The sequence below is a fragment of the Micromonospora sp. NPDC049107 genome (assembly GCF_040648595.1).
Taxonomy (GTDB): Bacteria; Actinomycetota; Actinomycetes; order Mycobacteriales; family Micromonosporaceae; genus Micromonospora.
The window spans coordinates 250,975-264,390 of sequence record NZ_JBEZEC010000010.1 but is presented as its reverse complement, the minus strand read 5'-3'; the positions used below and the strand labels follow the sequence as shown (position 1 = coordinate 264,390).

Below are 13,416 nucleotides of genomic sequence, written 5' to 3'. Positions count from 1 at the left end.
CCCGGTCGACCTATCGAGGCCCTGTTCGATCCCTGTCGGCGCCGGATGCCGCTCCGGTCCCGGGGGGATAGGGCGCCGATAGACCGTGGATAGCCGGCCTCGGGATGGTGCGGCCATGCGAGCGAACCCCCATGACACGGTCGACAGTCTGTTTCGAGCCCAGGTCGCGGCCACGCCGCAGGAACCGGCCATCACCGCGGACGGTGTGACGTTGTCGTACACGGACCTCGACGCACGGGCTTCGGCGGTCGCCGCGGCCCTGCGCCGGCGGGGGTTCGGGCCGGAGACCCCGATCGGTCTGTGCGCCGAGCGGAGTGTGGCGATGATGGCCGGCCTGCTGGGCATCATCCGGGCCGGCTGCGCGTACGTGCCGCTGGACCCGGACTATCCGGTCGACCGGCTGGCGTTCATGCTGACCGACACCGCGGCGCCGGTGGTCCTCACCCACGACGGTCTGATGAACGGTAACGGCGCCGGCGTACCGGTGCTCGACATCGACTCGCTTCCGCCGGGCGAGGCACCCCCGTCGCCCGCCGATCCGGACAACTTGGTCTACGTCATCTACACCTCGGGATCGACCGGCCGCCCGAAAGGGGTGCTGGTCCCCCACCGCGGGGTCGTCAACCGGCTGTTGTGGCACCAGCGCGTGCGACCCATCGGCCCCGGCACCACGATCCTGCAGAAGACACCGATCAGCTTCGACGTGTCCGCCTGGGAGTTGTTCTGGCCGCTGGTGAGCGGTGCCCGGTTGGTCCTTGCCCGGCCCGGCGGACACCGCGATCCGGCCTATCTGGCGCAGATCATCGCAGCCGAGAGAGTGGACATCGTCCATTTCGTACCGTCCATGCTCGCCCAGTTCGTCACCGAGCCCGCCGTGGCGAATCTCGACTGCGTCAGCGATGTCTTCTGCACCGGCGAGGCACTGCCGCCCGATCTGGCCGACCGGGCCGCCAAGCTGATGTCGGCGCAGGTGCACAACATGTACGGGCCGACCGAGACCTCGATCGAGGTGTCGGCGCACACCTGGCAGCCGGGCAGTGACGGGACGAGCGTTCCGATCGGTGACCCGATCGACAACGTGACCTGGTACGTGCTGGACGACAACTTCGAACCGGTGCCGGCCGGTACAGAGGGTGAGCTGTACATCGGCGGCGTCGCCGTCACCCGCGGGTATCACCGCCGGGCCGACCTGACCGCCGACCGGTTCCTGCCCGACCCGTTCGCGGGCGGCGGGCACCGGATGTACTGCACCGGTGACGTGGTCCGCGCGCTGCCGGGCGGGCAGTTGGACTATCTGGGTCGCGTCGATCACCAGGTGAAGATCAATGGAAACCGGATCGAGCTGGGGGAGATCTCCGCCGTACTGCGCGGTCACCCTGCGGTGGCCGATGCCGTCGTGGTGACGCACAGCGAGAACCAGCACACCCGCCTGGTGGCCTACGTCGTCGGTACGGGTGACCGTCCCCTGCCCGGTCGCGACGAGCTGGAGTCGTGGTTGTCCCGCGACCTCCCGGCCTACATGCTGCCGGCGATGTACCTGCCGCTGGCGCACATTCCGTTGACCACCAGCGGCAAGGTCGATCGGGCGGCCCTGCCCGTACCCATGCTGACCCGCGCCGACCTGCGATCGCCGTACTCACCCCCGGAGAACCCGACGCAGCGGACCCTGACCGCGGTCTGGAGCGAGGTGCTCGGCCTGGCCGAGCTCGGCATCGACGACGACTTCTTCGCACTGGGTGGCGACTCGATCTCCGCGCTGCAGATCATCGTCCGCACCCGGGATGCCGGGCTGCAGACGACTGCCGCGCAGATCCTCGGTCTGCGGACCGTCCGCCGGCTTGCCGACGAGGTCGTTCCGACCACGGGTGCCCCGGCGGTCGCCGGTCACGTCGAGGACCCGGCGCTGGCCGAGCTACGCAACCGCGCCGACATCGCCGACGCGTACCCGCTCACCTCGATGCAGGCCGGCATGCTCTTCCACAGCGAGCTGTCCGAGGACAGCGGGGACTATCACCAGCAGACGGTGATCGACGCCGTTGCGCCCGTCGACGACGAGGCGCTGACCGCGGCCCTCCAGGACCTGGTCGACACGCACCCGGTGCTGCGGAGCCGGGTCCAGCTCGAGGGGGTCGCCGACCCGACCCAGGTGGTGCTGCGGCGGTTCGCGCTTCCGGTCCGGAAGATCGACTGGCGAGACCGCCCGGACGCCGAACGCCCGGCTCTCTTCGCCGCGTTCCTCCGGGAGGACCGGTTAGCGTCGTTCGATCTCGTCTCGGCGCCACCTGTGCGCGCCACTCTCATCGACTTCGGAGCCCACACCCGGCTGGTCCTCAGCCACCATCACCTGATCCTGGACGCCTGGAGCCTCGCCACGCTGACCGAGCAACTCGGCGTCGCATACGCTGCTCGGCGTGCCGGGCGCCGCGCGGAGATCCACGGCGTGCCGTACCGGCGTCTCACCGACTGGCTCCGCGCTCAGGATCGCGGACCCACCGAGGACTTCTGGCGCGCGTACCTGGCCGGCCTGACCGAGCCGACGGCCTGGGAGGTGCACGGTTCGGGCCACGACACCGCCACGGACGGGACGATCGGCGAGGTCACCATGGACGTCGACGGCCCGCTGCTGGCCCGACTGCGTGCGGCCTCCCGGAACGCGGGGTTGACCGCCAGCACGCTGGCGCACGGGTTCTGGGCGCTGCTGCTGGTGGTCTACAGCGGACAGGACGAGGTGGTGTTCGGGTCGACGGTGGCGGGGCGACCGGCCGACCTGCCCGCGGTGGAGGACATGGTCGGCCTGTTCATCAACACCATTCCGGTACGTGCCTGCTACCACGGGAGCGACACCCTGGCCGGCTGGCTGAACGACCTGCAGACCGACCTGGTGCGGATGCGCGATCACGCGCACGCGGCGCTGCCGGACATCCAGGCGGTGAGCGACATGCCGAGGGGCACGCCGTTGTTCGACACCATCGTCATCGCCCAGAACCAGCCGGGCACCGGTCCGGCCGCGCACGCTGCGGGTCTGCGCCTGGCCGAGACGTACGAGCGCACCGGCTATCCGCTGATCCTGATGGTGGAGGAGCAGCCGGACCGGATCCGCTTCCTCCTTCGCCACCAGTTGCGCGCCGTGCAGCCCGAGACCGCGCGACGCATCGCCGACCACCTGCGTACGGTGGCCGAAGCGTTCGCCGAGGAACCCGGCCGGCTGCTCCGCGACACCTCCGTGCTGAGCCGGGCCGAACACGACCGTCTGCTGAGCATCAACGACACCGTGGTGCCCGGCCCCGACGATGCCACCATCCATGGCCTGTTCGAGGAACAGGTCCGCCGCACGCCGAACGCCGCTGCGCTGCTCTGGGGCGAGCAGACGATGACGTACCGGGAGCTGAACGCCAGGGCGAACCGGCTGGCCCGTCACCTGAAGGGCATCGGTGTCGGTCCGGAGAGCCTGGTCGGCGTGATCGTCGAGCGCAGCCCCGAGCTGCTGGTCACCCTGCTCGCGGTGCTGAAGGCGCAAGCCGCGTACGTGCCCCTGGCGCCGGACAACCCGGCCGCGCGGGTCCGCACCATCATGGCCGACGCCGGGCTGTCCCATGTGGTGTCCCAGGACCAGTACCAGACCTTGCTGACCGACCCACCTGGACAGGTATGCCTGCTCGACCGCGACGCCGAGCTGATAGCTGAGCAGGACGACACCGACCCGCCCGGGGCCCGGCACGCCGACCAGCTCGCCTACGTCATCTACACCTCGGGCTCGACGGGACGACCCAAGGGGGTGGCCTGCCACCATCGCGGCCTCGTCAACTACTTGCGGTTCTGCGCCGATCGGTACACGGGCGGGCGCGACGGCGGCACGGCTCTCTTCTCATCCGTCGGATTCGACATGATCGTGCCGAACCTCTACACCCCACTGCTGCTCGGCCGACCGGTCCGCCTGCTGCCGGAAGGGCTCGACCCGGCGCAACTGGCCGCGGAACTGGTGCGCGGTGGCCCGTACAGCTTCCTCAAGATGACCCCGGGTCACCTGGAGCTGCTCACCCAGCAACTCACCGCCGCGGAGGCGGCTGGACTGGCGGGGGTGCTCGCCGTCGGTGCGGACGCGTTTCCGTCTTCCGCGTTGCGCCGCTGGCGGAGCCTCGCTCCGGACAGTGACATCCTCAACGAGTACGGTCCGACCGAGGCGTCCGTGGCGAACTCGGTGTACACGCCGGTGGGTGATCCAGTCGATCGGGATCTGCTGCCGATCGGTAGTCCGATCCCGCACACGACGATGTACGTACTCGACCGAAATCTGGCCCCGGCGCCGGTCGGCGTGCCGGGGGAGATCTACATCGGCGGCGTCTGCCCGGCCCGGGGTTACCTGCACCAACCCGGCTTGACCGCGGAGCGTTTCCTGCCCGATCCCTACACCGGTCGCCCCGGCATGCGGATGTACCGCACCGGCGACCGGGGCTACCAGCTGCCCGACGGCAACGTGCAGTTCCAGCGCCGACTCGACGACCAGGTGAAGATCCGCGGGTACCGGGTCGAGACCGGCGAGATCGAACAGCATCTGGCCACCCATCCCGGCGTCGAGCGGGCGATCGTGTTGGCCCGGTCGGATCAGCAGAATCGCCGCCAGCTGGTCGCCTACGTCGTCGGTAGCGGTACCGGTACCGACGACGCAGGCGGCGTGCCCGGCGCGGGTGAACTGCGCGAGTTTCTCGGCCGGCTCCTGCCCGGCTACCTGATCCCTTCGCTGTTCGTGGCGATCGACGCGGTGCCGCTGGACGCCAACGGCAAGGTCGAGCGTCGGGCGTTGCCCGCCCCGGACCTCGTCGCGGAACCCGCCGACCGGGGATACGACGCCCCTCGCGACGAGGTGGAGGTGCGGGTCGCGGCCATCTGGGCCGCAGCACTGGGCCTCGATCGGGTCGGTGTCCACGACAACTACTTCGAACTCGGCGGCGACTCCATCCTGACGATCCAGATCATGGCCGCGGCCCGCGCGGAGGGCCTGGAGATCACGCCGAGGCTCATCTTCCGGTATCCGACGGTGGCCACCCTCGCGGCGCACACCGAGCCGGTGGCGACCGCCTCGGACGCGGCCGGGGCGGAGGCCGGCGACATCGGCGGCACCCTGCCACCGACGCCGATGCAAGCCTGGTTCCTGAATTGCGACCTGGCCGACGCACACCACTACAACCAGTCCGTCCTGCTGGAGACCGAGATCGAGGACCCGACGGTGATAGCCGAAGCGCTGCGCGCCGTCGTGAACAGGCACCCGGCGCTGCGGGCGCGCTTCACCCGGACCGATGCGGGCTGGCAGCAGCACATCGAGCCACCCGGGGATGCCGACCTGTTGATCCACGAGTCGATCGCCGACGACGAGGAACTCTCGGCCGTCGCGGACCGGGTGCAGGCAAGCCTCGATCTGACCCGCGGACCCTTGCTACGCGCAGCGCTCGTCACGCGCCGGGACCGGCCGGCCAACCTGATCGTCGTCGTCCATCACCTCGCGGTCGACACGGTGTCCTGGCGGTTCCTGGTCGAAGACCTGGCGGCGGCGTGTGACACCGACGGGCAGGACGCCGCCCTGCCGGCCACGGAGGTGCACCCCGGCGTGTGGGCCGCAGCGCTCAAGCGGCGCGCTGACGACCCGACGGTGCTGGCTCTGTGTGACCGGCTCACCGTGCCGACCGGGACCGCGCTGCCCGGCGACCCGGACGCGGGCTCCGACCTCGTCGGCGCCGCCAGCACCGTGCGCGCCGAGCTCGGCGTGAAGGACACCCGGCTGCTGCTGAGCGGCGCCCCCGCCGCCCGGCACGTGCAGGTCGAGGACGTGCTGCTGACCGCCCTCGCCCTGGCCCTGCGGGACTGGGCCGGTGGCTCGGTGCGGGTGGACGTCGAGCGGCACGGCCGCGACCATCCCCTGCCCGGCATCGACATCTCCCGTACGGTCGGCTGGTTCACCTCGGTGGTGCCGTTCGCACCGTCGATCGACGGCGATGACCTCGGCGCCGCACTCGACACCGTCAAGGAACATCTCCGCTCGATGCCCCACGGCGGCTTCGACCATGCCCTCCTGCGTCACCTCAGTACCAGCCCGCAGGCGGATCGGTTGCGCGCCGAGCAGGACGCCGAGGTGGTGTTCAACTATCACGGCCGGGTGACACCGCCGTCCGCCACCGGTCCGCTGCGCATGCTGGCACCGGTGTGCGGCGCCGACCGTGCACCCGGGCAGCGCCGTACCCATCCGATCGAGATCGAGGCCGAGATCCGCGAGGACCGGCTCCTGGTCGATTGGACCTACCCTCCGGAGCGGCTGGCGGAGTCGAGCGTGGTGACGGTGGCCGAGCGGTTCCTCGACCACGTCAACGAACTGGTGCGGTACTGCGTCGCACACCCCGGCGGGCACACTTCCTCCGACTTCCCGCTCGCCCGCCTGACCGACGACGAAGTCCGCCTCATCACCTCCGGGCCCGGAGTCGTCGAGGACGTCTATCCGCTCACCACCACCCAGGCCGGCATGCTGTTCCAGACTCTTCTGCGCCCGGACGAGGGCGTCTACATCGACCAGCAGAACCTCCGGCTGACCGGTGCGGTGGACCTGGCTCTGTTCGAGCGGGCCTGGCGCGAGGCCGCGGGCCGGCACGCAATCCTGCGGACCACCGTGGACTGGCAGAGCGGGCAGGAACCGGTTCAGGTCGTCTGGCGGGAACCGGAACTGTTCATCCGTACGGTGGACGATGCGGCCGGAGTCGCGGTCGCCGAGCGGAGTACGGGCATGACCCTCGACCGGGTGCTCTGGAAACTGGTGCTGAGCCGTTCGGAGGACGCCGTCACCGGCATCCTCACCTATCACCATCTGCTGCTCGACGGATGGAGTGTCGATCTGCTCCTGCGCGACGTGATGGCGGTCTACACGGCGTTGCTGGAGGGACGACCGGCCCGCCTGGAGCCCGCGACGGCCTTCCGGCAGTACGTCGGCTGGCTCGGGACGTTGGATGCCGTCGAATCGGGCCGGTACTGGGCCACCCAGCTGCACGACGTCACTGAGCCCACCCCGATGCCGGTTCCGGCACCGCAGGCGGAGCGCCGGGGGAGCGACTACGTGACGCTCAGCCTCACCGACGAGCAGACGCGGACCGTCCGGGCATACGCGCGCGGACACGGGCTCACCCTGGCCAGTGTGGCCACTGCCGCCTGGGCGACAGCGCTCGGTCACCTGACCGATCGCGACGACGTGCTCTTCGGCTGCACCGTCTCCGGGCGCACCGCCGCATTTCCGGGGGCCGACCGGGTCGTCGGGCCGATGCTCAACACGTTGCCCGTCCGGGTGCGCCTCGACGCCGGAATGGCGGTGCCCGCCTGGCTCGACGACGTCCAGGCGCAGATGGTGCGTATGCAGGAGCACGAGAACTCGCCCCTCAGCGAGGTCCAGGAGTGCACCGGGATCCCGCGCGGGGTGCCGCTGTTCCACAGCATCGTGGTGACCGAGACGCTGTCGCCGACGGTCTGCACCGGCCGGGCCACGCTCACCGTGGCCGGCGCAGTGGAGAGCACTGAGTATCCGCTGGTCGTCAACGTGGTTGACGCTGATCGGCTGCGGTTGGAGCTGCTCTACGACCGCCGCTGGTACGACGCCCCAGCCGCTGCGACCGTTGCGCACACCTTCCTCGAGGTGCTGCGCGCCCTGTGCGCCGGCGACGCCGAGACCCTCGGCGAGATCATGGTCGGGTCGATGCCCATGCCGATGTCCATCGCCAACGGGCAGGGGTGACCCATGGACACCGGTCTCCTGCCGTACCGCCGATCCACTGCGACGCCGCGGATCCGTCTCTACTGCCTGCCGTTCGCGGGCGGCAGCGCGGCGGCATATCTCGGCTGGGCCGATCGGCTGCCACCGGACGTCGAGCTGTGTCCGTTGCAGCTGCCCGGACGGGGCGCCCGGGCTGATGAGCCGCCGCGCACCCGGATCGCCGAGTTGAGCGCCGAGATCGCCCACGGCATAGCGGACGAACGGTACCGGCTGCCGTTCGTCCTGTTCGGGCACAGCATGGGCGGTCTGCTCGCGTACGAGACCGCCCAGATGTTGCGGGACAGGGGCGGTCCGGAGCCGCGGCGCCTGGTGGTCAGTAGCGCGCGCAGCCCGGACCGCTGGAACCGGCTCCGGACATCGTCCCACCTCGGCAGCGATGCCGCCTTGACCACGATGTTACGGGCGCAGGGCGGCACGCCGCCCGAGTTCTTCGATCACCCCGACCTGGTCGCCCGCGCCATTCCGATCCTGCGGGCGGACCTGGAGGCGTGCGAGCGCTACCGGTACGCCGAACGGCCCCCGCTCACCGTGCCGATCGATGTGCTGGGCGGGCGTGACGACCCCGAGGTCGACGAGGCTGACCTGCTCGGCTGGCGGAGGCACAGCACCGCGCCATCGTCGCTGCACGTGTTCGACGGGGGCCACTTCTACCAGGAGAGTTCGACGGACGCGATGTTCACCGTACTCACGGCCGTATTGTCCGGCATCTGCCTGCCTCGCCACTCCTCCTCGTGACCCGGCACCTCGCTGCCCCGCTGATCGGTCCTCGACCGGTCAGCGGGTCGTAGCGGGTTGCGGCGTCACCGGGCGGCGGTCGTTGCGCGCCGCGAGGTACAGCGGGGCGGCGACGGCCAGGATGATCGCACCGATCACCATCGCCGCGCTCAGGCTGATGGCGTCGGCCAGCGCGGTCAGCGTGACGAGTCCGAGTGCGGCGGCCGGCTGCGAGACCATCGAGTTCAGCGACAACACGGTGGCGCGCTCGTCGGTGCCGACCTGGCGGTGCAGCAGCGCGTTGTGCAGCGGGTTCGACGCGCCGTGCACGAGATAGCAGGCGAGGAACGCGGTGATGATGCCGGCGAGCCCGCCGAACAGTGCCATCGCGGCGACGGCGAGCCCCTGCAGGACCCGCATCAGGGCGGCGGCGAGCGGCGTGCCGACGCGTTCCGCAACCGGGATGATCAGAGCCGCGCCGGCTGCCGAGGCGATCCAGGCGAACGCTGTCAACGGCCCCATCAGCGAGGCGATCTGTTCCGTGTCTCCGGTTACCGCGGTCAGCCGGACCGCGGTAAGCGTCTCGAAGCTGACCATCCCGAATCCCCACAGGATCTCCACGGCGAGCAGGCAGATCAGCACACGGGAGCGGGTCATGAGCCGCGTTGCACTGGCGACCGTCCGTCCGAATCGGACCGACGCGCGGTCTCGTCCGGACCGTTCCGGCCGGTTCCGCGGCTCCTCGCGCAGCAGGACCGTCACGAACCCGAGCTCGATCACCCGCACCACGATCGCGATGACGACCGGCGTGACGATGCCGGGAACGCCGGGAATCGGCTGAACCGCAACGAGGAGGCCGCTCAGCAACGAGCCCGCGCCGATGGCGATGCTCATCACGGTGCCACCCAGACCGAGTCCGCGCTCGATGGAGGTGTCCGGGTCCCGGGCCAGGGTGCTGTCCACGAACCAGGCATCGAGCGGTCCGCTGTCGAGGGCCCGATAGACGCCCTGGATCAGGAAGTAGACGGCGAAGGCGGCAACCGACGACGCGAAGGCGAACAGCAGCAGGGAGCAGATGTTGACCGCGGAGGCGAAGAGCAGTACCGGTCGCCGACCGAACGTGTCGGCCGCGCCACCCGTCGGCACTTCGAGGCAGAGGATCGTCAGTCCCTGGATCGCCATGACCACGCCGAGTTGGCCGAGGCTGAGTCCACGCTGAAGCGGCAGGAGCACCAGCACCGGAATGATCAGGCCGCTGGGGAACCACCGAAGGGCGAGCAGGATCAGATAGTCGCGGCGGATCCTCGAGGCGTTGGTCGGCGGTGGCACAGCATTCCCTCCTTCGATCGGTGCACCCATCGAGCGCACGGGTTGGCCCTCGCCGGAACACGAAGGGGGAGCCGAAGCGCCGGTCAACCGCCTGACGCGGTCGGCGGCAGCGGCGCGATGATCAGAGTGATGTCGATCGGTACGGCACCCTCGGGCCGGCTCGCGGTGTCGCCGAGCGGACGGCGCTGCACCCAGAGCGAGATGAGGGCCTCCCAGGCGCGGTGCAGCTCGGCCAGCTCGTCGACGGTCAAATAGGCGAGGTTCTGTGAGACCCCGGTGTGCTCACTCCAGCGGGAATCCATCTCCGGGCGGCGTTGCTGCCACTCGGCCAACTGAGCGGCGCTGCGCTCCAGCACGAACCGCTCCAACATGCTCAGTCCCTCGTGGCCCTCGGCTGTCTCGCCGGGCTCCCAGTCCTGGGAAACGGCGGTCACCCGCCACGGGCGCTCCCGGTTGTCGCTGCGGCCGGCCTGCTCGACGAAGCCGTACTTCCCGAGCTGGCGCAGGTGATGGGAGGCGAGCGCCTGGCTGATCCTCAGCGCGCGCGCGGCCGTCGCAGCCGTCATGGTGCCCTCACGGCCGACGAGTGCGTGGAGCTTGAGTCGAAGCGGGTGGGCCAGAGCGCGCATGGCTACCGGGTCGCCGATGACGCGCCGCCGCCCACTTTCCAAGGACATGCTTGGAGTCTCCTCGCTTTCTGCCGAATGTCAAGCAGATGCTTGGGAATCTCCCGCCCGGCGGGCTGCGGGCGGGCGGCGAACCTGGCCGGCCTTCTCCCGCGCCTGGCAACGCAGCAGATCATGGATCACCTGGTCGGTGCCGTCATCACGCCACAGGGCGAAGTAGTAGTAGGTGGCGGACTTCGGCGGCAGGTCGTGCGGCAGGTACGCCCACTGACACCCGGTCCGGTTCTGGTAGAAGATCGCGTTCACGATCTCCCTCAGCTCGTAGCGACCCTGATGCCCCGACACCGACGGGTGGCGGTCCTTCCACGCCTGCAGGAACGGTCCGACCACCGCCCACTGCTCATCGGTCAGGTCACTCGGATACGCCGCACGCTCACCCATGATCAGCCCAACGCGGCCGGACCCCACCGGTTACGACCACGGCTCACATTCCGCGCCAGGCCAAGGTGAACGATGAATCTCTCGCCGCTTCACGCTGAGGAGCCTCTCGTGCCGACCGGATCCCGGGCGGTCAGCCCGGGACCCTACAGGTAGCCTGATTTCAGGCGAGTGGAATAGCGCCGATAAGGCGCAACCCGTGTTGGGTATCGGTTCGTGTCGATCCTAGGACACGTTATTTCCCCACGAAGCGTGATTTCTCTTCGCGTTTCGAGCAATCCCCGTCCCGTTGGACGGGGATTTTTGCTGTGGTGGCGAGGAAGCTCCCCGCCGGGGTGAGCGGGTAGATCGCGGGCTCGACTTCGATGGTCCACGCGTGGTGGTCACACACAATGATCATGTTGTTGGTGCTGCGGTGGTGCCGGCGAGCGGATCGGTCGTGCTCCGCTCAGTTCGTTGCGTCCTTTCCAACCCGGCGCTCTGTTTGTGCCCACAGGCGTAATGACATGCGGCTCTTTGTCTTCTTCCCGCCTGCACCTGCGGTCGCAGCGGTGCGGTGCTGTGGTTGTCTGGTGAAGATCGGCCCGGCGCGTTCAGCACGGTCCGACCGACTCGCCACGATCGCCGCCGTTCATGGCCCGTGCGCCAAGCGCAGCAGGGCTGTCTCACACATCGTGTCCGAGGTGCCGGTCAGTGACGGCGGCAGGATCGGGGCTGCCGTGCCCGCGGGGGCCGCGGCGGAGTTGATGCCCGTGGCTGCATGACGTCCAGTGCGTCGGGCCACACCGCTGGCGTGGTGAGGGCGGTCGCGGTCAGCTGGTCAGGTCGCGGCGGTTGAATGCCGCTACGGCGCCGGTCAGCAGGACCGCGGTGGTGGCGGTCAGGATGGTCAGGTCGGCCCATTGGAAGCCGTTACGCAGGGGTTCTCCGCCGATGTAGTAGTGGAAGGGGGAGGCGTAGCGGAGGGCGTCGGCGCCGATCTGGCTGGCGAAGGTGCTGGCGGCGTAGGTGAGGACGGCGATGCCCGCGCTGCCGGCGAGGGCGGCGGGTCGGCTGCCGGTGGCCGCGCCGACGGTCATCGCGACCGTCCCGAAGACGATGATCAGCAGGGCCAGGGCGAGACACTGGGCGGTGAACTCGCCGACGGTGATGCTGTCGAGTTGTGCGCCGGGCCGGATGGCCAGCAGGGCCAGCAGGACCACCACCGCGATGAGGATGGCGCTGACGGTGAGCGCGGCGAAGCGGTGCAGCAGCAGCCGGGTGCGGCTGACCGGGTGGGCGAGGAGTAGGTCGAGGTAGCCGGCTTCCTCATCGCCGGCGACTGCGCGGGTGCCGGTGACGATGCCGAAGATGACGGCGACCAGGGGCACGATGATGCCGAACACGCTGGAGCCGAGATACCCGGCGGCGGAGGAGAGGTCCTCCATCCGCAGCGCCTGCCGCAGCCCGGGGGAGAAGCCTTGGACGGTCTGTCCCATCGCGCGGTCGGCGACCTGGGGATAGAAGCCGGCATACATCGCTGCGAGCAGGGCGATGCCGGCGGTGAAACCGGCCAGGGCCCGCCGGCCGTCCCACAACGTCTTGGTCAGCAGGTTAGGCATGCGTGGTCTCCTTGCTTGCAGCGTCGGGCTGGTAGTAGGTGAGGAACAGCTGTTCCAGGTCGGGTTCGGTGGCACGGAGGCTCACGACCCGCTGCTGGGCGAGTACGCGGATGAGCCCGTCGGGGCTGCCGGCGAGGCGGAACCTCGCGGTCGGGCCGTCAGCGGTCAGGCCGGTCACCTCCGGCAGGGCGGCGAGTGCGGTGTCATCGACCGGGTCGGCGAAGGTGACCAGGAATTCGTGCACGCTGCGGTCGCGGAGTCGAGCCACCGTGTCGAGGGCGACGAGCTGGCCGTCGCGGATGATGCCGACCCGGTCGGCGACCGCCTCGACCTCGCTCATGATGTGCGAGGACATGAACACGGTCTGCCCGTCGGCTCTGGCTTCGCGGACCAGGTCGAGGAACGTCTGCTGCACCAGGGGGTCCAGCCCGGACGTCGGCTCGTCGAGGATCAACAGTTCGGGGCGGTGCATGAATGCCTGTACCAGGCCGATCTTCTGCCGGTTGCCCTTCGACAGGGTCTTGATCCGCGCGGTCAGATCCAACTCCAACCGCCCGGCCAGCTCGCCGATGCGGGCCTTCGGCACGCCTCCGCGCAGGTCGGCCAGGAACGTCAGGCACTCACCGACGCGCTGGCGGGGGTTGACCACGAACTCCCCGGCGAGATACCCGATCCGCCGGTGCAGCGCCACCGCGTCCCGGCGCGGGTCGTGCCCGAACACCAGCGCGTGTCCGCTGGTCGGTCGGATCAGGTCCAGTAGCACGCGGATGGTGGTCGACTTGCCAGCCCCATTCGGACCCAGGTAGCCGAACACCTCACCCTCGGCGACGGACAGGTCGAGGCCGCGCAGTCCCGTGCGGCGGCCGTAGGTCTTGGTCAGCTTCTCCAGCTGGATCACATCAGCCAT

The 13,416-nt window shown here is 69.8% G+C and carries 6 protein-coding genes and 1 pseudogene; 2 read left to right on the top strand and 5 right to left on the bottom strand.

From position 1 onward, the window contains the following. The first annotated feature begins 115 nt into the window (after window positions 1-115). Together AB0B55_RS24920 and AB0B55_RS24915 are read left to right on the top strand one after the other, a co-directional pair. Window positions 116-7,762, top strand: coding sequence for an amino acid adenylation domain-containing protein (locus AB0B55_RS24920; protein WP_357174167.1), 7,647 nt, complete (start codon window positions 116-118; stop codon window positions 7,760-7,762). Window positions 7,763-7,765: 3 nt separating this feature from the next. Beyond that, on the top strand, window positions 7,766-8,536 hold the full coding sequence (locus AB0B55_RS24915; RefSeq protein WP_091606449.1) for an alpha/beta fold hydrolase: 771 nt from the start codon (window positions 7,766-7,768) through the stop codon (window positions 8,534-8,536). Between the two features lie 39 nt (window positions 8,537-8,575). Here AB0B55_RS24915 and AB0B55_RS24910 read toward each other — a convergent pair whose 3' ends face one another. The 5 genes and pseudogenes from AB0B55_RS24910 to AB0B55_RS24890 all read right to left on the bottom strand — a co-directional run bounded on the left by AB0B55_RS24910 (window position 8,576) and on the right by AB0B55_RS24890 (window position 13,416). Further along, entirely contained in the window at window positions 8,576-9,844 is a 1,269-nt protein-coding gene (locus tag AB0B55_RS24910; RefSeq protein WP_357174164.1) for an MFS transporter, read from the bottom strand. An 83-nt stretch (window positions 9,845-9,927) separates the two neighbouring features. Then, window positions 9,928-10,521: a helix-turn-helix domain-containing protein gene (locus AB0B55_RS24905; protein WP_357128476.1), complete on the bottom strand. Its 594-nt coding sequence runs from the start codon at window positions 10,519-10,521 to the stop codon at window positions 9,928-9,930. 84 nt (window positions 10,522-10,605) lie between these two features. Then, window positions 10,606-10,911 (bottom strand): annotated as a pseudogene (locus AB0B55_RS24900) (transposase); the annotation flags it as partial. An 809-nt stretch (window positions 10,912-11,720) separates the two neighbouring features. Next, entirely contained in the window at window positions 11,721-12,509 is a 789-nt protein-coding gene (locus tag AB0B55_RS24895; protein ID WP_357128479.1) for an ABC transporter permease subunit, read from the bottom strand. Then, window positions 12,502-13,416 carry an ABC transporter ATP-binding protein gene (locus AB0B55_RS24890; protein WP_357128482.1) on the bottom strand — a complete coding sequence of 305 codons (915 nt, stop codon included), beginning with the start codon at window positions 13,414-13,416 and terminating at the stop codon, window positions 12,502-12,504. Before AB0B55_RS24890 ends, AB0B55_RS24895 begins: the two co-directional genes overlap by 8 nt.

What these genes read in the sequence shown, in the direction of transcription:
- AB0B55_RS24920 (WP_357174167.1), top strand. Translation starts at nt 116, where the DNA reads ATGCGAGCGAACCCCCATGACACGGTCGACAGTCTGTTTCGAGCCCAG.
- AB0B55_RS24895 (WP_357128479.1), bottom strand. Translation starts at nt 12,509, where the DNA reads ATGCCTAACCTGCTGACCAAGACGTTGTGGGACGGCCGGCGGGCCCTG.
- AB0B55_RS24890 (WP_357128482.1), bottom strand. Translation starts at nt 13,416, where the DNA reads ATGGCTGATGTGATCCAGCTGGAGAAGCTGACCAAGACCTACGGCCGC.
- AB0B55_RS24905 (WP_357128476.1), bottom strand. Translation starts at nt 10,521, where the DNA reads ATGTCCTTGGAAAGTGGGCGGCGGCGCGTCATCGGCGACCCGGTAGCC.
- AB0B55_RS24915 (WP_091606449.1), top strand. Translation starts at nt 7,766, where the DNA reads ATGGACACCGGTCTCCTGCCGTACCGCCGATCCACTGCGACGCCGCGG.